Annotated in this window: 17 protein-coding genes; 3 read left to right on the forward strand and 14 right to left on the reverse strand. The window is 63.6% G+C overall.

Going from position 1 to position 18101, the window contains the following annotated elements:
• Window positions 1-121 precede the first annotated feature (121 nt).
• From VJR90_09380 to VJR90_09395, 4 genes are all read right to left on the reverse strand, one after another.
• On the reverse strand, window positions 122-1486 hold the full coding sequence (locus tag VJR90_09380) for a glycosyltransferase (protein HKV97686.1): 1365 nt from the start codon (window positions 1484-1486) through the stop codon (window positions 122-124).
• A 227-nt stretch (window positions 1487-1713) separates the two neighbouring features.
• On the reverse strand, window positions 1714-3531 hold the full coding sequence (locus tag VJR90_09385) for an aminopeptidase P family protein (GenBank protein HKV97687.1): 1818 nt from the start codon (window positions 3529-3531) through the stop codon (window positions 1714-1716).
• Window positions 3532-3883: 352 nt separating this feature from the next.
• Window positions 3884-5095, reverse strand: a complete 1212-nt coding sequence (locus VJR90_09390) for an MFS transporter (protein HKV97688.1) — start codon at window positions 5093-5095, stop codon at window positions 3884-3886.
• Window positions 5095-5667, reverse strand: coding sequence for an ABATE domain-containing protein (locus tag VJR90_09395; GenBank protein HKV97689.1), 573 nt, complete (start codon window positions 5665-5667; stop codon window positions 5095-5097). The genes VJR90_09390 and VJR90_09395 overlap by 1 nt, the downstream gene beginning before the upstream one ends.
• Before the next feature lie 186 nt (window positions 5668-5853).
• On the opposite strand from VJR90_09395, the gene VJR90_09400 reads away from it, so the two are divergent.
• Window positions 5854-6486, forward strand: a complete 633-nt coding sequence (locus VJR90_09400) for a DJ-1/PfpI family protein (protein ID HKV97690.1) — start codon at window positions 5854-5856, stop codon at window positions 6484-6486.
• A gap of 71 nt (window positions 6487-6557) precedes the next feature.
• Here VJR90_09400 and VJR90_09405 read toward each other — a convergent pair whose 3' ends face one another.
• The 6 genes from VJR90_09405 to VJR90_09430 form a co-directional block, all read right to left on the reverse strand.
• Window positions 6558-7220 carry a thiol:disulfide interchange protein DsbA/DsbL gene (locus VJR90_09405; protein HKV97691.1) on the reverse strand — a complete coding sequence of 221 codons (663 nt, stop codon included), beginning with the start codon at window positions 7218-7220 and terminating at the stop codon, window positions 6558-6560.
• A 48-nt stretch (window positions 7221-7268) separates the two neighbouring features.
• Complete coding sequence (locus VJR90_09410) at window positions 7269-7949, reverse strand: thiol:disulfide interchange protein DsbA/DsbL (protein ID HKV97692.1); 681 nt, start codon at window positions 7947-7949, stop codon at window positions 7269-7271.
• A gap of 58 nt (window positions 7950-8007) precedes the next feature.
• A complete protein-coding gene (locus VJR90_09415) occupies window positions 8008-8646 on the reverse strand; it encodes a c-type cytochrome (GenBank protein ID HKV97693.1) in 639 nt (212 codons plus the stop codon).
• Window positions 8647-9117: 471 nt separating this feature from the next.
• Complete coding sequence (polA, locus tag VJR90_09420) at window positions 9118-11901, reverse strand: DNA polymerase I (protein HKV97694.1); 2784 nt, start codon at window positions 11899-11901, stop codon at window positions 9118-9120.
• 322 nt (window positions 11902-12223) lie between these two features.
• Window positions 12224-13474 carry a diaminopimelate decarboxylase gene (gene lysA, locus VJR90_09425; GenBank protein ID HKV97695.1) on the reverse strand — a complete coding sequence of 417 codons (1251 nt, stop codon included), beginning with the start codon at window positions 13472-13474 and terminating at the stop codon, window positions 12224-12226.
• Between the two features lie 19 nt (window positions 13475-13493).
• A complete protein-coding gene (locus VJR90_09430) occupies window positions 13494-13682 on the reverse strand; it encodes a lipoprotein (GenBank protein ID HKV97696.1) in 189 nt (62 codons plus the stop codon).
• 64 nt (window positions 13683-13746) lie between these two features.
• Here VJR90_09430 and VJR90_09435 point away from each other — a divergent pair, with 64 nt between their 5' ends.
• Entirely contained in the window at window positions 13747-14418 is a 672-nt protein-coding gene (locus tag VJR90_09435) for a cation/multidrug efflux pump (GenBank protein ID HKV97697.1), read from the forward strand.
• 230 nt (window positions 14419-14648) lie between these two features.
• Here VJR90_09435 and VJR90_09440 read toward each other — a convergent pair whose 3' ends face one another.
• The 4 genes from VJR90_09440 to VJR90_09455 are packed head-to-tail and all read right to left on the reverse strand — an operon-like array spanning window position 14649 to window position 17242.
• A complete protein-coding gene (locus VJR90_09440; GenBank protein HKV97698.1) occupies window positions 14649-15086 on the reverse strand; it encodes a hotdog fold thioesterase in 438 nt (145 codons plus the stop codon).
• The gene (locus VJR90_09445) at window positions 15070-15765 is read right to left on the reverse strand and encodes an ATP-binding protein (protein HKV97699.1); all 696 of its coding nucleotides are present in this window, start codon (window positions 15763-15765) and stop codon (window positions 15070-15072) included. The genes VJR90_09440 and VJR90_09445 overlap by 17 nt, the downstream gene beginning before the upstream one ends.
• Window positions 15762-16472, reverse strand: coding sequence for a TerC family protein (locus tag VJR90_09450; GenBank protein HKV97700.1), 711 nt, complete (start codon window positions 16470-16472; stop codon window positions 15762-15764). Before VJR90_09450 ends, VJR90_09445 begins: the two co-directional genes overlap by 4 nt.
• Window positions 16473-16483: 11 nt before the next feature.
• Window positions 16484-17242 (reverse strand): SDR family oxidoreductase, encoded by a 759-nt coding sequence (locus tag VJR90_09455; GenBank protein ID HKV97701.1) that lies wholly within the window; start codon window positions 17240-17242, stop codon window positions 16484-16486.
• Window positions 17243-17421: 179 nt separating this feature from the next.
• On the opposite strand from VJR90_09455, the gene VJR90_09460 reads away from it, so the two are divergent.
• Complete coding sequence (locus VJR90_09460; GenBank protein ID HKV97702.1) at window positions 17422-18099, forward strand: dienelactone hydrolase family protein; 678 nt, start codon at window positions 17422-17424, stop codon at window positions 18097-18099.
• Window positions 18100-18101: the final 2 nt, after the last annotated feature.

Genomic DNA, 18101 nt, shown 5'->3' on the forward strand with positions numbered 1-18101 from the left:
CGTCAAAAAGCAGACGCCCTGACACAAGTCCGGGTGACACAATCATGCTGTTTACGCTTGCGCGCCGGGGTCTGGAAAGGAAATAAGGCGTGTCGGCGCACCGCGAAGGTGCCCCTCAGAATCAGCGCGTGAGCCAGGACTTTGCGCGCACCGTGATGACGGCGTAAGGGAAGATCCAGAACAGCGCGAACGCAGAGTAATAGGAATAGAAAATCCCGTAGATGAAATCCCAGGAACGCTCGCTGCGCAGGTAATACAGCATGTTGAACGCGGCCACCAGCCCGATGACGTACAGGAAGCGCAACAGCAGCGTGGGATCCCAGACGAAGATCACCGCCAGCAGGCCGAGCGCCGCCCAACTGATGGGATAGCGCAAATTGGTCACGACGGCGTCGGCGACGGCGATGGCGCGCGCGGCCGGCGGGCGTTTCCACACGATGCTGGCGAAACGCACTTCCTCGCGGATGTAGCTGCGATCCCAGCGCAGAAACATCTTGCAGAGTTTCGCGTAACTGTGCGGCACCACGGTGTGCACCACTGCGGCGCGCTGGTACACGGTGTCATATCCCTGGTCGAGGATGTAGTTGGTCATGGAGCGGTCCTCGCCGTAGGTGCAGGCCACGCCCATGAACTTCTGCTTTACCCAATCGTCGAGCACCGCGCGCACCGTGCTCGCGCGGTAGCCGGCAAGCGCTCCCGGGCAGCAGTACACGGTACCGTACGTGGACTGCACCGCGCGCAGGTAATCGAACGACAGCGCGTAGCGCACTTTGAGCATGCGCGGAATCAGGCCATCGCCGCGGTTATAGACCGTGACTTTGCCGGCCACCGCGCCGACTTTGGGATCACGGAACGGTCCGGCCATGGCGAGCAGCGTGCCGCGCTCGATGACGCTGTCGGAGTCAATGGTGACGATGACTTCGCCGCGCGCGTGGCGGAAACCGGCTTCCAGCGCCGCGCGTTTGCCGCGGTTCACGGCAAAGCGCAGCGTCGTCACCAGCCCCGGATGGCGCCGCGCGGCGGCTTCGATATGCTCCCAAGTGTCGTCGCGGCTGCCGTCGTCCACCACGAAAATTTCGAGCTGGCCGGGCGGGTAACGTGCCGCGGCCACCGAATCTATGGATTGCGCCACCATCGGCCCCTCGTTGTAGGCCGGGATGATGACGGTGAGCGGCGGCGCGTCGGCAAAGCCGGCGACCGGCGGCAACCGGTAGCGGAACCACAGCAGCGTGCGGAACAGCAGCATGAGCAGCCCCATGCACATCCACAGCAGGCTGGGGTGCACGATAAAGCGCGTCCAATGATGTGTCTCGGCGGCATGCAGCAGCGGTTGGAACAGCGCCCAGCGCAGGCTCAGGTAAAGCGTGACCGCCAGACCCAGCAGAATGGCCGCCCGATACAGCCCGTCCCAGGGCATGAGGTGCATGTGGTGCTGAGCCAGCGACTCGGCACCGCTTGCCTCGGCCATCGAGTCAAAGGGTGACATAAAAGGGGGGTGCCGTTCCTTGGGGGGGCGGAAGTCTATCGGAACTGCCGGAGCGTTTCATCCACCCTGAGCCGCAGGCGCCGCATGATCTTGCTCCCGGTAAATTCCGTCGTTCGTGAGTGACTGCTAACGCCGCAGGCGGCAGGTTGTTGACAGCGCCCGCCGCTCACAACCGGGCCGATTCGGCCCAGCGTCGCGAATCAGGCGGCGCGCGGCCGCAGCCCGCGTTATCCGTGGGCGGTCGCAGCGGCCAGCGGCGCGCAGCGCGCCTCGAGCCAAGCCCGGTCGCCGCCGTCCGCGAGCAGCGGCAAAAGCCGCTCACGCACCTTGGCGTGATAGGCATCCAGCCAGGCGATTTCGACCGCATCGAGCAGCGCGGGTTCCAGCAGGCGGCTATCAATCGGGCACAGCGTCAGGGTCTCGAATGCCAGGAATTCGCCGAACTCCCCGCCGCCGGCGGGCACGGTCGCGACCAGGTTTTCGATACGCACTCCATGCCGTCCGGGCTTGTAAATGCCTGGTTCGATGGAGGTGATCATGCCCGCTTCCAGCGCCACCAACGGCAGCGAACGCGGCGGGCGTATCGCCTGCGGGCCTTCGTGCACGTTCAGGCAGTAGCCCACGCCATGACCGGTACCGTGGCCGTAGTCCATCCCCGCGGCCCAGATCGGTGCGCGCGCGAGCGCGTCGATCTGTTGGCCGGAAGCGCCGTGCGGAAACTTTGCGCGTGATAGCGCGATCACGCCCTTCAACACCAGGGTCACGTCGCGGCGCTGCTCGGCCGTGGTTTCACCGAGCGCCCACACGCGCGTGATGCCGGTGGTGCCGCCGAGATATTGCGCGCCGGAATCAATCAGCAACATGCCGCGCGGATGCAATTCGGCGTGCGCTGCGGCAGTCGCACGGTAATGCGGCAGCGCGGCATTGGCTTGGTAACCGGCAATGGTTGCGAAGCTCTCGCTCACGAATCCGGGCTGCGCCGCACGCAGTGCGCGCAACTTGGCGTCCACATCGAGTTCCGCGAGTCGTTCACCGCGTGCCAGCGCGGCTTCGAGCCAATGTGCGGCCTCGACCAAGGCCACGCCGTCATGTCGCATGGCCGCGTGCACACGCTCGAGTTCGCCTTCATTCTTGACTGCCTTCGCGGTCGTGATCGGGCCCGGGGATTGTTCAAGGATGATGCCGTGAGGAATCGCGCCGGCCGTTTCCGCGGCCGTGTGCGCCGGGTCCAGCAGCAGTTTGGCATCTTTCGGCAGCTCGCCGAGCGCGCGACCAATGGCGGCGTACGGCGCGATGTTCACGCCGTCCCGCTGCAGTTGCCGCTGCAGAGCGGGGTCCAATCTGGCGGCATCCACGAACAGGGTCGCATCGCGTTCAGCGATCAGCAGATACGCCAGAAACACCGGGTTGTATTCGATGTCGCTGCCGCGCAGGTTGAGCACCCAGGCAATTTCATCCAGCGCCGACACCAGATGATGGGTGGCGCTGGCCGCGCGCATGACAACCCGAATTGTGTCCAGCTTTTCCGTGCGCGTGCGCAGGGCATATTCCGGCGCATGTTCGAAGATCCGAGCCGTGGGCAGCGGCGGCCGTTCTTTCCACAGGCCTGCGGTCATATCTTCCAAGTTCAGGCGCGCGCCGCACTGCCCGAGCCGCGCGCGCACGGCGCGTTCCTGAGCGAGCGACAGCATGTCGGGCGCGCAGGCGGCCATGGCGCCCTTGGCGAGGCGCGTGCCGAGCGACTCGATCCATTCCAGCGGATCGGGAATGACGAGGCGCACGAGTTCGATGCCGCTGCCCGCGAGTTGCCGCTCAGCCTGGGAAAAATAGCGCGAGTCGGTCCACAGCCCGGCGAAATCCGCAGTGACGATCAGCGTCCCCGCCGAACCGGTGAAACCCGAGAGCCACTCGCGTGCTTTCCAGTGCGCCGGCAGATACTCGGAAAGATGCGGATCGGCGGTGGGAATGATGCAGGCGGATACCTTGCGCTGGTGCATCACGATACGCAGGGCAGCGACGCGTTCCGGAACGTTATTCAGGCTCATGTCGAAGTCATTCGGGCAGTGTGTCGCTGCACGGCGTTTCCCATCAATCGAATTCGCCACTCACAGCGCTTGAAACTTCGGTATCAGCCCCCGTCGCCGCTTGCATTGGCGGGAGCCGCGGTCCAGATTTGGCGCACAGGGGCGGCGCACATTACTGCCGGGCGGCAGTGCGGGTCAACGGGGGGAGCCGTCACGTTAACGGCGAATACTTCCGTGACACCACGTGCCCGCGCCAGTTTTGTACGGCGGGCGTGTTGGTGGCAGGGGTAGAGGTAAAGCCGGGATGAATCCGTCACGGCCGCGATTTCTGACCGTCGCAAAGCCGGATTGCCGGCCGTGACGTTCACACCGACTATACCGTCCGCGGCCGTTCCCTGCGAAACAGTATAACGGCGGTACCCGCAGCGGCCAACGCAACAGCGCCGAATAGAACGAGTGCGCCGGTAAACCTGAGCATCAAGGCCGCCTGGAACAACAAGCTGCCGACGCCGAACCCGATGAACAGTGAGAACGCCATCAACGCTACTGCCTGGCCCCTGCCGCCGCCGCGCAGGTCGGTGGCAATCGCCGCTAACTGCGGGTGGGTCAAATCAAAACCCAGCGACAGCAGCACGATGGCGACCCGCGTTGCGCCCAGTGACAATGGCAGTGCGAGCAGCAGTGCGCACACGCCAGTCAGGGCTACCCCAGCGGGAACGATCTTTGCGCGGCCGTAGCGATCTGCTAGCTTTCCGATCACCGGACCGAACAGCAAGCCGGGCACGCCGTAGCCCAGCAACATCAGACCAATGCCGGCCTCGTCCATCCCGAATCGCTGGTGGAGATACACACCCAGCCACGTGAATACGCCTGATTGCAGAACCGCGTTGAGCAGTACATAGCCGTAGGTCCGCTGCGCGCGTGCCTGAGACAACAGCTCCGTGTAACCGTGCATAACGGCCAACCACGTCGCCCTGACGCGCGGACGGATCAGCCTTGGAAACGCACCAGTGACCGATGCAAGCACGACTATCAAGGCACACAACGCGGCTACGCCGAGAAACAAGCTGCGCCAGCCCAGCACGGGCTCCAGCAGCGCCCCTACGACAGCGCCGGTCGCGGTCCCGCCCGCGATGGACCCGAACAGCCAGCCGACCGCGCGACCGCGCCTCTCGAACGGCACCACATCGCCGATCAGCGTGAGGCAAATGGGTACGACGCCGGCCGCACTCACACCGGTGACGATGCGCCACGCGATGAACGCACCGACGTGACGGGCGGTGGCGGTGGCCGCAGTGAACGTAATGAAAACAAATAGCGAACCGAATATCACTGCGCGCCGGCCTAGCCGGTCCGAGAGTGGCCCGACCCACAACGTCGCCAGTCCCTGCGGGATAACGTACGCCGGCACCGCCAAGGCCACCCACGCCGTCGCGCTGTGAAACACGACCGACAGTTGCGGTATCAACGGTGCCACCATGAAGGTCTGCACGAATACCAGGAAGGCCGCGCTGCAGATGACTGCCAGCATCCAGCGCGGGGGGGCCACTTGTACGGGTGGTAACGGATTCGTCAGCGTGTGCATCAGCGCGCTGCGTGCCGGCGCAGATAGTGTCTCGCCACGCGCGCGCGGTTGCCGCACAACGCATCGGAACACCAGCGGCGCCGTGGGTTGCGTGCCACAAACTGCAATATGCAGTCCGGATGCGCGCATTTACGCAAGTGATCAGCCTGCGGATCCGTTAGCAGGGCTACCGCGTCCGCTGCCAGCGCGCGCAACAACGCGCCGCGTCTCGACCGGCGTGTCGGCGGAGTCGAGCGCGGGCCTGCTGCATTCCATGTCAGACGGGACCGGGCCGCCGGATTCGCCAAAGCTCGGTTCACCTTGCCCAAGGCGGCTGACGGTGGCTGCGTGTGCTCGCGTTTGGCGCGCAGCAAATGCCCAATAGCGTCACGCAGCGTGCGCACGGCTTCGAGGTCGGCCGCGTCAGCCGTGCCGGTCCAGGCGAGACGCGCGTGCTCGGCGCGCAGCCAAGCGGTCAATGCGGCAGGCTTGTCCAGCAAGTCCGCAGCAACGCCGTTGCGGCGTACCCGGGTGTTCACCAAGTCGACCACGAGCGGCTCTCCCAGCAGCGGAAAACGGGATGTGGCGATCATGGGTGCGAGCTCACCATTGGCGGCCGGTAGACGGGTAGCTAATGGGAGTATACATTAGCTGCACGAATGCGTCCGCCACCCGGCGTGACTATCCCGTTCCCGACCCGCGTCAGAGTGCCTTGGCGAGTCTGACGTTGGCGCAATCCGTCATCGCCGCGCCGCCTGTCCGGCGCCGAGGAGAGCAGCATGAGCAAGCGTTTGGGAATCTACGTTTTCGATGGAGTGGAGGTCGTTGATTTCACGGCCCCGTTTGGCGTCTTCGCGGTAGCGCAGCGCATGGACCCCGAGCTGGATGTCTTTTTGGTCGGCGACACCGCCAAGTGCGTGCAAGCCACCGCGGGACTGCAGGTGACGCCGCGCTACGGGCTCGACGATCACCCCGATATGGATGCTTTTCTGATCCCCGGTGGCATCGGCACGCGACGCGAGATGCACAACGCACGCCTGCTAGGGTTCGTGCGCGCGTTGCCCGAAAAAACCTGCCTGGTGAGCGTGTGTACCGGTTCGTGGATCTATGGCAAGGCGGGTATCTTGGACGGCCTCAAGGCGACCAGCCGCAAGAATGGAGATCCATCCGAGAAGATCATCCCGATTGACCGCTTGGCCCGGATTGCGCCGAAGTGTTCCATAGACCGTCACCGCATCGTTGACCAAGGCCGCGTGATCACAGCCGGGGGAATCTCCTCCGGGCTGGAAACGGGGCTTTACCTGCTGTTGCGATTCGGCCACGACGAAACATTTGTCGAGAGCGTAGCCCGGATCATGGAGTACGAGCGGCAGTGGGAACTGATGAAAGCAGACCGTCTGGTCGTCGGATAACCCAGCCTGCGTTCGTGGCCCTCATCGCGCGCGGCGGGCTCTGGCCGCGTGGCGGCCAGAGTTAGGAGCGGCTATTTCTTCAGTGCCGCTTGTTCCTGCTGTATCAGAAAATCCACGCATTGCATCGCCTGCTGCGGCGGCATCTGATAGCCGGCACCGGTCATCCATTTGCCGTTGACCACGAACGTGGGCACGCCCTGGATGCCGTAGCGGGTGATGGTCTGCAGCGCCTGGTTCATTTTGAGATTGACGCCGAACGAGTTCCAGGTGGCATTGAACTGCTGTTTGCTCACGCCGTACTTGGCGAAGAACCCCTGCAAAGCCGACTGACTCTGGGTCAGGTCAAAACGGTTGTCCACGTGAATGGCGTTGAACAACGGGTTGTGGATTTTCGGCTCCAGTCCCAAGGCCTGTGCGGTGTAATAGGCGCGTGCATCGATGTCCATGTGTTCGCCGCCGGTCCAGGCTGCCGGAATGAGTTTGAACACTACGTTCGCGGGCTTGTGCTTGAGCCAGGCATCCACGTAAGGCTCGTAGGCGAAGCAGTGCGGGCAGCCGTACCAGAAGAACTCGATAACTTCGATCTGACCGGGTGCAACCGTGGTCGGCTGGGCCGGCGATACCGGCACGTAGTTCACGCCTTCCTGAAACTTGCCGGCCGCCAGGGCGCTGGCGCCGAAAATCAGCAGGCCGGCCGCCAGCGCGGCGGCAGTCAGGGTTTTTGATATTTTCACTGTGACTCTCCTGTATCTTCCGCGCCATCGCGGATCACAAATCCGCATTTACTGTTGCACACTCGCCGCCAGCGCGCTCTCGTCCTGCTGCACCAGCCAGCCCACCGCCGGCACGATCTGTGCGGCGCTCAAATGGTAGCCCGCACCGGTCAGCCACTTGCCGTCCACCGTGAGTGCCGGCAGGTTGGTGACGCCGTAGCGTTGCGCCAGAACCTTGGCCTGCGCGAGGCGTGCGGCCACCTGCAGCGAATTCCACGTGGTGTTGAACTGTTGCGCGCTCACATCGAGCTGGCTGGCGAACAGGCGCTGAAAATCGCTTTGCGTGCCGAGACTCAGGTGCTGGACATGCATGGCCGCGTAGATCAGCGCATTGGCCCGGTCCGCGATACCCAGCTGTACGGCCACGTAATAGGCGCGCGCCGCGACGTCCCACTGGGGATTCAGCGTGGCCGGCACGCGCGTCAGTACTATGTTTGCCGGCAGGCTTTTCTGCCATGCGTCCAGGTACGGTTCGAGCGCGAAGCACTGCGGACTGCCGTACCAGAAAAATTCCAGCACCTCGACCTGGCCGGGATTCACATTCACGGGCTGGGCCGGCATCACCGGGATGTAATTCACGCCCTCCCGGTAGGCCGGTGCCGCGCTGGCCGCGAAAGCCGTTCCGGCAAAGACGCAGCACATTAGCAGCGCGCCGGCCGCGCACAGTTTGCTTACCGTGTCTCTGTTCACGTTCCTCTGGAATTCAGGATAACGCACAGCCATTGTGAACGTGCACGCGGCTGCAAGTTCACGGCTGGATGGGCGCGTAGTGCAGGCCCTGGATGTAACTGGCCACCGCCTGCATCTGCGCCGGCGTGAGCCGCGCGGCAATGGTATCCATCATCGGAGATTGGCGGCTGCCGTTGGCGAAGGCTTGCAGCTGGCTCACCACGTATTCGGCGTGCTGACCCGATAGTTGCGGGATTTTCATCGGCGGGTTGCCGGCGCCATCCGGACCGTGGCAGGCGAGGCAGGCCGGCACTCCGGATGCGGCATCGCCGCCGCGGTACACCGCTTCGCCGGTCTTCACCAGGCTGGGGTCGGCCTCACCGGGTTTGACCGTCTGGCTGGAAAACCAGGCAGCCAGGTCTTCCATGTCCTGCGTGCTCAACGGCGCAGCCATGGGCTGCATGATCGGGTTTCTGCGCTCGCCTGATTTGAAGCGCTGCAGTTCGCGCACGATGTAGTCTGCATTCTGGCCGGCAAGCTTGGGGAATTGCGAGCTCACGCTATTGCCGTCGGCGCCGTGGCAGGCGGCGCAAGTGGCGGACTTGGCCTGGCCGGCGGCCGCGTTTCCGGGGACCGCGCTTTGATCGCTGGCGGCGCCGGCGTTGGCGGCCACCGCCACCGCGGCTGCGGTGGCCAACATCAATACCCATTTGTTCATGCGCAAGGCTCCTGACGGCAAAGCGGCGGACGGCACATGGGCCAAGGCAGTCTTGCGGGCCGGGAGTCCGCGTGCAGTGCGCCGCAAGGAAGGCGCGATTCTACACCAAGCCCGGAAATCCACTCCACGCATGAGCGCCGCAAGCCGCGGCAAAACGCAGGCAAAAGAAACCCCGGTGCCAAAGGGGTAAAACACCGGGGTTAAACGCTTCACCCGGCTTGGGGAGACCGGATGGCTTTTCCCGCTCAGGGAGGTGAGCAGGAGTGAGCGCTATTGCGGCGCTCGAAGGATTGGAGCCTTGGCCCGGGGAAAAGTTCCGCGGGTACGTGACATTTTAAATCAGCACTAACTTGCTGAATTGACAAAATAATTTTCTCTCATCCCGCCATAGGCGAAGCGAAATGTAGTAACAGAAGACACCCCCTCATCCAGCCTCTCCCCGAGGGGAGAGGAGATAAGGAACGTTTCCATTTAGTGGGCTTCATCCCAGTTCGCGCCTGAACCGATGTCCACCACCAAGGGCACCTTGAGCTCCGCCGCGCCGCTCATGAGACGCGGCACCTCGCGTTGCACGTCATTGAGCGCGGGGTCTTCAACTTCGAATACCAGTTCATCGTGCACCTGCATGATCATCTTCGCCGGCACGCGCTGCTCTCCCAGCCAGCGGTGTACCGCAATCATTGCGCGCTTGATGATGTCGGCGGCAGTGCCCTGCATGGGCGCGTTGATGGCGCTGCGTTCGGCGTACTGGCGCAGCTGCGGATTCTTGGCGCGGATCTCGGGCAGGTACAGGCGCCGGCCGAATACAGTTTCCACATAGCCCTGCTCGCGCGCCACTGCGCGTGTTTTGTCCATGAACTGCTTAACACCGGGATAACGCGCAAAGTACAGGTCCACGTAATCCTGGGCCGCACCGCGCTCGATGCCGAGCTGTTTGGCCAGGCCGAAGGCGGACATGCCATAGATGAGACCGAAATTGATGGCCTTGGCGGCGCGGCGGCGCTCGTCGCTGACCTCCTCCAATTTCAACCCGAAGACTTCGGCCGCCGTGGTGCGATGGATGTCCATGCCCTGCTCGAAGGCCGCCATGAGACCGGCGTCGCCCGAGAGGTGCGCCATGATGCGCAGTTCGATCTGCGAGTAATCGGCGGATACGATGCAGTTTCCCGGCGGCGCGATGAACGCCTGCCGGATGCGCCGGCCTTCGGCAGTGCGCACTGGGATGTTCTGCAGATTCGGATCCATGGAGGACAGGCGCCCGGTGGCCGCGACGGCTTGGTGATAGCTGGTGTGCACGCGTCCTGTCTGGGGATTCACCTGCGTCGGAAGCTTATCGGTGTACGTGGACTTGAGCTTGCTCAACGCGCGGTAATCGACAATCACTTTCGGCAGCTCGTAGCCTGCCGCCAGTTCCTCCAGCACGTCCTCGGCCGTGGACGGCTGGCCGCCCGGCGTCTTGCGCATCACTGGCAACTGCATTTTCTCGAACAGTACGCTCTGCAACTGCTTGGGCGAGTCCAGGTTGAAGGGCTGGCCGGCGAGTTCATGGGCGCGCAGTTCAAGTTTGCGCAGGCTGGCGGTGATCTCGCTGCTCTGTTGCCTGAGCATGGCGCTGTCCAGCAGCACGCCGTGGTTTTCCATGGCGAGCAGCACTGGCACCAGCGGCATCTCGATGTCTTCGAACACGCGCTTGAGCGCGGGCACGGCGCGCAACCGCGGCCATAGGGTCGCGTGCAGGCGCAGGGTCACGTCCGCGTCCTCGGCGGAGTAACGCGTGGCTTCCTCGATGCGCACCTGCTCGAAGCCGATTTGCTTCGCGCCCTTGCCGGCCACGTCTTCGTAGTGAATAGTCTTGTAGTTCAGGTACTTTTCCGCGAGCGCGTCCATGTTGTGCTGGCTTGCCACGCTGTCGAGCACGTACGATTCCAGCATCGAATCGTATTTGATTCCGGCCAGCGCGATGCCGTGATTGGCGAGCACGTGAGCGTCATATTTGATGTGGTGGCCGAGCTTGGCATGTGCAGCGCTTTCCAGCAGCGGTTTGAGGCGCTGCAGCGTGCGTTCGCGGTCCAGTTGCGGCGGCACGTCCGCATAGCGGTGCGCGAGCGGCAGGTAGGCGGCCTCGCCGCTTTTGACCGCAAACGACACGCCGACGATGCGCGCCTGCATGTAATCGAGGCCGGTGGTTTCGGTGTCGACAGCGAAAAGCTCCGCGGATTCGAGCTTGGCTATCCATTTGTCCAAAGCGGTCTCATCCAGAATCGTTTCATAGCTGGGCTCGGGCGAGGCGTGAGGAGTGAGGGGTGAGGATGCAGCGGCAACAGGGACAGGCGCCGCTTCCATCGGTTTGGTTTCGCCGCCGTCCAGTTCGCGTAACCAGGTCTTGAATTCCAGCCGCGTGTACAGCTCGCGCAACGCAGCCGCGTCGGGTGCGCGCATCGCGAGGTCGGCCAGCGTCACCGGAAGTTCCACGTCGCAGCGAATCACCGCCAGTTGGCGGGAAAGCATCGCTTGTTCGTGCTGAGCGCGTAATTTTTCCGGCAACTGTTTGGCGCCGCGGATCGCCAGTTGCGGTACCTCGTCCAGACGCGCGTAGAGGCTTTCGAGTGTGCCGAAATGTTCGAGCAGCGGGGCGGCGGTCTTGGGACCGATGCCGGAGACCCCGGGAATGTTGTCGGAACTGTCGCCCACCAGCGCCAGATAATCGATGATCTGCTCCGGCCACACGCCGAATTTCTGCTTCACGCCCTCGCGATCGAGTACGGTGCCGGTCATGGTGTTCACCAGCGTGACCTGCGGATTCACGAGCTGGCCCATATCCTTGTCGCCGGTGGAAATCAGCACCGGCAGGTGATCGTCCGCGGCCTGTTTGGCCAGCGTTCCGATCACATCATCAGCCTCGACCCCGGGGATTTGCAGCACCGGAAAACCCAGGGCTTTGACCAGTGCATGCAGCGGCTCGATCTGCTCCACCATGTCGTCCGGCATGGCGGGCCGGTTGGCCTTGTACTCCGCGAACAGCTCGTCGCGGAAGGTCTTGCCGCTCGCGTCGAATACCACCGCCAGGCGTTCGGGAGCGTAGTCCGCGAGCAGCTTCTTCAGCATGGCGGCAACGCCGCGCACCGCGCCGGTGGGTTCGCCTTTGGAATTGCTGAGCGGCGGCAGAGCGAAATAGGCGCGATACAGATACGACGAACCGTCCACGAGAATCAGGGGCTTCTTCGGGGTGTCGTTGGCGGCTGCGTTTTCAGGCATGGGGTAAGTTTAGGGTATTTAGCGTGGCCTCCGGCCGTAGAGTTTTTGGATGCGGGTACCCGCACCCGCGGGCGGGGCACTTTCGTTTCGGCGAAAGTGCCCAAAGCCATTCCCCCGGAGAGCGGGCCGCGCAAAGCGCGGCTACCCTGCGCGCCTTGTTCGCAGCGGAGTCCCGCCGACGGGCCATCCCTGGCCCGACGGCGGGAGTGCGGCCATCCTGTCCGCACCCCTTTCGGGCTATTCCTTGCTCACTGCGGTGCTCGGCTCGCTCTACGGGTACAGATACCTCAAGACTCTCGATATCGAGCGCATGCATAATTGATTATTTGTGCAGCCGTTCTTCGTGCGCCATCAGATCATCGAGAGTCTCGCGGCGGCGGATGAGTGCGGAACGCGCGCCGTCCACCAGCACTTCGGCGGCGCGCGGGCGGGCGTTGTAGTTCGAGGCCATGCTTGCGCCGTAGGCACCTGCGTTCATGATCGCAAGCAAATCGCCCGGTTGGACGGCGAGCCGGCGATCGCGGCCGAGAATATCGGCACTTTCGCACACCGGCCCCACCACGTCGCAGAGCTCGGCCTCGTCGGCGCGCGGCACAACTTCCCGGATCTCGTGCCAAGCGTCGTAGAGTGCCGGACGGATCAATTCGGTCATGCCCGCATCCACGACGGCAAATCGCCGCTGTGCCGTACGCTTCAGGTATTCAACGCGCGTGAGCAGCACACCCGCGGGCGCCACCATCGCGCGTCCCGGCTCGATGCGCATGGCCAGCCCGCGCGTCTCGGCGAGTGCGCGCAGCTCGCTGAGCAGCGCGGCCACATCCGGCAGCGGTTCATCGGGGCGATAGCGCACGGGAAAGCCGCCGCCGAAATCCAGGTGCGCGAGCCCGATGCCGCGCGCGCGCAAGCGGTCGGCCAGTTCGGCGAGCCGTGTTGCCGCTTCGAGAATTGCCTGGCACTCGGTGATTTGCGAACCGACATGGCAGGCGAGCCCTTGCAGTTGCACGCCCGGCGGGCCGGTTGCGTGCAGCGCCAGGGATTCAACCTGGGCCAGCTCGATGCCGAATTTCGCGCCACTGTGGCCGGTGGCGATATGCGGATGCGTGCGCGTTTCGACGCCCGGGTTGACGCGCAGCGCCACCGGTGCACGCTGCTTGCGCGCCGAGGCCAGCGCATTCAGCCGCTCCAGCTCGGCGGCGGATTCCACGTTGAAACAGCCGACGCCTGCGGCCAGCGCCTGTTCCAGTTCATCGCTGCGCTTGCCGACTCCGGAAAACACCACGCGCCCGGGTTCGCCGCCGGCGCGCAGCACGCGCGCGAGTTCGCCGCCGGACACGATGTCGAAGCCTGCGCCGAGTTGCACCAGCACCTGCAACAGCGCGAGCGTGCCATTGGCTTTGACTGCGTAACACACCTGATGGGGCGTGTGGGCGAACGGCTGGGCAAACTGCAACCAGGAATCCGTGAGTGCGCAGCGCGCATATACATATAAAGGTGTACCGAAGGCCGCCGCGAGTTGCGGCAGCGGCACATCCTCGGCGTGCAGCATGCCGTCGCGGTATTGGAACGCGGACACCGGTGCCAAGGGGCGCCGGTCAGTGCGGTTTGGATGCCGCCGGCGCGGAATGCGTGGCGGAAGCGGGCGCGGCGTGCGTTGCGGCTTGTGGCATGGATGGGATGGTGCGTGGCGGCGTCACCGGCAGGTACAGCGGCCCCTTTTGGCCGCAGCCGGCCAGTCCTGCAAGCAGCAGGAACGCCAAACAAACCAATACAGGACGCCGCATCGCAAGAGTATAACCGCGCTTCGCATTGCGCGTGCTAGAGTCTTGCCGTCACAGGAGAGCGTGTATGTCATTCCAGGTGCCGGTGTCGTTGTGGATTGCCGGGCTGGTGGTGATTCTGGTAGCGCTCATCGGCCTCGCCGTGTTTTTCCGCGGTTGGCAGCGGCTGTTCCGGGGCAAATTCGCCGGTGGCATCGGCCGCGTGATCGTCGGCGCAATCCTGCTCGCGGCGGTGGGGCTGACGGTGGCGGTGGCGATCAATCTGCGCAGCTATCATCGTCTGACCTACGAGCAGCCGGTAGCGGATCTGGCGTTCACTCAGCTTGCACCCCAGGAGTTTCGCGCGAGCCTCACGGATGCGCGCGGCCGGGTACGCACCAAGGTGCTGCGCGGCGACGAGTGGGAGCTTTCAGCACGAGTGCTCAAGTGGACCGGCCCGGGCAATCTGCTGGGTTTCAATGCGCTGTATCACCTCGACCGGCTCGAGGGTCGTTACCGGAATATCGAGCAGGAGCAACGCGATTACCACACGGCGGTGGACCTTGCGGGCGGCGGCGGACTGGACGTGTGGAGTTTCGCGCGTGCCCACGCCTGGCTGCCGTGGGTGGACGCGAGCTACGGCAGCGCCACCTACCTGCCGATGGCGGACGGCGCCGAATATCGCGTGAGCATGAGCCAGACTGGATTGTTGGCGCGGCCTGCGAACGCCGCGGCCCAACAGGCGGTGGCGCACTGGTAAACGCTGGTGGCTGCCGTACATCAGAACGCCCGCTGATTTTTGCGCGCCACACCTACCGCCTAATGCAGCGGTGCCACCTTCGAGGAACGCGCGGGATTGGCCAACTGGCTCGCGTGCGCAGTTTCTTAACGATTGATCATCCAGTTCGAAAAGCGGCGCGTTCCAAAACCGTCATGGGCCCAGCGTGAGCCAGCCGATCGGCGCGCCACGCATGGCTCATGGAACGACCGTCAACTCTTGATTGTTGAGCGATCCAGCACCGCCATCGTGATCCGCGACACACACACCAGGCGATCCTGATCGTCGGTGATTTTGATTTCCCACACTTGGGTAGTTCTGCCGACGTGCAGCGGCCGCGCGGTGCCGGTGACCTGGCCCTCGCGCATCGCGCGGATGTGATTGCAGTTGAGTTCCAGCCCCACGCACAGGGTTTTGCTCCGGTCCACCACCAGATTGGCGCCGGTGGAGCCCAAGGTTTCGGCGAGCGCCGCGGAGGCCCCGCCGTGCAGGATGCCGGCCGGCTGTTTGGTGCGCGCATCCACCGGCATTGTGGCCTTGAGGTAATCCTCGCCCACCTCCGTGTAGCGGATGCCGAGGTGCGTCACCAGCGTCTGCTGTTGGTAGCGGTTGAGGTCATCCACGTTCACCGGTTTAAGCCAGATCGTCATACCGAGCCTCCGCAGAAATCAGGTCGCAGAAATGGAAATGCTCATCGCGGCGCACGCGCTCGCCACGCCGGAAAGCAATTGGTCGCCGGAATACCGGGCCGGCATACACGAAGGTGTGGAATTCGCCGTGCTCCCCGCAGGGATCCACGGTAGCCGGCAACGCACCTAGCAAGGCGGCATCGTACTCGCGGCCGGCGAATTCGCCGCTGAGCTGCTGCTCGTCCACGCAACACAGCACGGCCTTGAATCTGAGTGCAATGAATTCCCGCGCCAGTTGGTCCGTAGGCTTGTGCCATAGCGGGAACACACATTCCATGTCCACCTTGTGCATATTGTCCAACCGGTATTGGCGGATGTCCTCCAGAAACAAATCGCCGAAGGCTACATGCCGGATACCTTGAACTTTGAAGCCCTCCAAAGCAATGCGCATTTTCTGCTCGTATTCCTCGTTGGACGGGCGCTCCGAAAGCTTCACCTTGTAAAGCGGCAGGCCGATGGATTCCGCCTGTGCATTCAGCAGTGCCTCGTGCACGCCGTGCATGCTGACGCGGCCGTAATGCCCGTTCACACTGGTGAGCAGACCTACGACCCGGTAGCGCGGGTCATGCCGCAGGGCGTGCAGCGCCAAGGCGCTGTCCTTGCCGCCGCTCCAGGACAGGATCAGCGGCAGGCGGCTCATGGCGCGCGGCGCTTGCGGATCTGCAGATTGAGCATCTCGACGCCGAAGGCGAAGGCCATGGAGAAGTAGATGTAGCCTTTGGGGATGTGCACGCCGAGTCCGTCCGCGATCAGTGCCACGCCGATCAATACCAGAAACGCCAGCGCCAGCATCTTGAGCGTGGGGTGGCGCTGCACGAAGCGGCTTACTGCGCCGGCATACATCAGCATGAAGCCCACCGCGATGATGATGGCCGCGGCCATCACTGCCAGTTTGTCCGACATGCCGATGGCGGTGATGACCGAATCCAGCGAGAACACCACGTCCAGCAGCAGAATCTGGGTCACCGCCGCAAAGAACGATCTACGTTGCGCTGCGCGTTGACGTGTATGGCTCTGGTCGATATCGCCGTGGATTTCAAGCGTGCTCTTGGCCAGCAGGAACAGGCCGCCGCCGATCAGCACTAGGTCGCGGAGCGAAAACGGCTGTTCGAACAGCGTGAACAGCGGACGCGTCAGGCGCGACAGCCAGAAAATGGACGCCAGCAACAGCAGCCGCGTGACCACCGCCAGAATCAGGCCGGTGCGACGCGCCGAGGCCTGGCGCTCGACCGGCAGGCCGCCGGTCACGATGGAAATGAAAATGATGTTGTCGATGCCGAGTACGATCTCCAGCGCGGTCAATGTCACCAGCGCGGCCCAGATGTTCGGATCGGTAATCCAGTCCATGGCTTACTGCCTCAGCTTCGCAAATACGACGCGCCATTCACGTCCAGGATGCAGCCGGTAGCGTACAACATGCCGTCGGCGGCAAGTCGAACGACAGCTTCAGCGATTTCTTCCGGGGTGGCCACGCGGTTGAGCGGGCTTTGTTTGCGGATGGCTTCGCCCTGCGGGCCATCTAGCAGTGCGGTCGCCATGTCGGTGCGCACGAAGCCGGGAGCGACCACGCCCACGAAAATGTTCCAGGGCGCAAGTGCCTGGGCGAGGGATTGGGAAAACTGGTTCAATCCCGCTTTGGATGCGCCATAGGGGAGAGCCTCCGGCTCGCCGCGAAAGGCGCCGCGCGAGGAGATGTTGATGATGTGACCGCTTTTCTGATTCATCATGACTTGCGCGGCGAGGAAACAGAGATTGGCGGGTGCGGTGAGGTCGGCGGCCAGTGTGTTCTTCCAGGTCAGTTGCCAGCCGGCGTAGTTCAAATCCTTGAGCGGCCTGACTTCATAAATGCCGGCGTTATTTACCAGCACATCCAACCGGCCGTAATGGTTGACCACCTCGTTGATCAACGATTCACAGGCGGGGGGATCGGTGAGGTCGGCGCCGAAGGCGCGATGATTTTTACCGGCCAAGGCATGAACAAGTTGCTCGGCCTGTTTTTGGCTCGTGTGGTAATGCACCGCTGCGCTGCCGCCGAGCTTAGCAAAGGCTTTGGCTGTCGCGCGGCCGATGCCGCGCGCCGCGCCGGTGATAAGAATAGTTTTGTTTGAGAAATCCAAAGCTGTTTCCCCTCACCCTTTCAGGCTGCGCAATCCTGCTGCGCCTGAAAGTCCAGGGCTGCCATCCGTGGCAGCCCGCTCATTGCTTTGCAATTCGCCCTCTCCCTTCCGGGGGCGAGGGGACAAGGAAAAGGATTGGTTCTTCGTTACAATCGCCGCTCATTCTAGCGGAGAGCGCGATGGCGGATTTGCCCGAGTGCGTCGAGATTGAAACCGGTGGTGCGCCTACAGCCAGCATCATCTGGCTGCACGGCCTGGGGGCGGATGGCCACGACTTCGGACCCATCGTGCCGGAACTCAGGTTGCCCGCCACGCTGCCGGTGCGTTTCGTATTTCCGCACGCACCGGTGCGGCCGGTGACGCTCAACAACGGCATGCCGATGCGCGCCTGGTTCGACATCGTGAAAATCGGCGCACACCAGCCGCGCGACAAGGCTGGCATGCTGGCTTCACGCGCATTGGTGGAAGCGCTGATTGCACGCGAAAACCAGCGCGGCGTTCCAGCCGCGCGCATCGTGCTCGCGGGGTTTTCGCAGGGCGGCGCGGTCGTGCTCTATACCGGCCTGCAATACCGCGAACGGCTCGCGGGCATCATGGCGTTGTCCACCTACCTGCCGCTCAATGAAGGCCTGGATTTTGCGATCCACGCCGCCAATACCGCGACGCCGATTTTCTACGGTCACGGCACGCAGGACCCGATTGTGCCGCTGCCGCTGGCCGAGCAGACACGCAAGGTGCTGACAGCGCGCGGTTGTCGGATCGCTTGGCATACTTATCCGATGCCGCATGCAGTTTGTCCCGAGGAAATCCAGCACCTGCGAGCTTGGCTTTTGAGCGTATTACCGCACACCGTGTAAGT

The sequence above is a fragment of the Gammaproteobacteria bacterium genome (assembly GCA_035279405.1).
Classification (GTDB): domain Bacteria; phylum Pseudomonadota; class Gammaproteobacteria; order Natronospirales; family REEB76; genus REEB76.

Coding starts and splice junctions, on each gene's coding strand:
- VJR90_09380 (HKV97686.1), bottom strand. CDS start 1,486: ATGTCACCCTTTGACTCGATGGCCGAGGCAAGCGGTGCCGAGTCGCTG.
- VJR90_09385 (HKV97687.1), bottom strand. CDS start 3,531: ATGAGCCTGAATAACGTTCCGGAACGCGTCGCTGCCCTGCGTATCGTG.
- VJR90_09390 (HKV97688.1), bottom strand. CDS start 5,095: ATGCACACGCTGACGAATCCGTTACCACCCGTACAAGTGGCCCCCCCG.
- VJR90_09395 (HKV97689.1), bottom strand. CDS start 5,667: ATGATCGCCACATCCCGTTTTCCGCTGCTGGGAGAGCCGCTCGTGGTC.
- VJR90_09400 (HKV97690.1), top strand. CDS start 5,854: ATGAGCAAGCGTTTGGGAATCTACGTTTTCGATGGAGTGGAGGTCGTT.
- VJR90_09415 (HKV97693.1), bottom strand. CDS start 8,646: ATGAACAAATGGGTATTGATGTTGGCCACCGCAGCCGCGGTGGCGGTG.
- polA (HKV97694.1), bottom strand. CDS start 11,901: ATGCCTGAAAACGCAGCCGCCAACGACACCCCGAAGAAGCCCCTGATT.
- VJR90_09430 (HKV97696.1), bottom strand. CDS start 13,682: ATGCGGCGTCCTGTATTGGTTTGTTTGGCGTTCCTGCTGCTTGCAGGA.
- VJR90_09435 (HKV97697.1), top strand. CDS start 13,747: ATGTCATTCCAGGTGCCGGTGTCGTTGTGGATTGCCGGGCTGGTGGTG.
- VJR90_09440 (HKV97698.1), bottom strand. CDS start 15,086: ATGACGATCTGGCTTAAACCGGTGAACGTGGATGACCTCAACCGCTAC.
- VJR90_09445 (HKV97699.1), bottom strand. CDS start 15,765: ATGAGCCGCCTGCCGCTGATCCTGTCCTGGAGCGGCGGCAAGGACAGC.
- VJR90_09450 (HKV97700.1), bottom strand. CDS start 16,472: ATGGACTGGATTACCGATCCGAACATCTGGGCCGCGCTGGTGACATTG.
- VJR90_09460 (HKV97702.1), top strand. CDS start 17,422: ATGGCGGATTTGCCCGAGTGCGTCGAGATTGAAACCGGTGGTGCGCCT.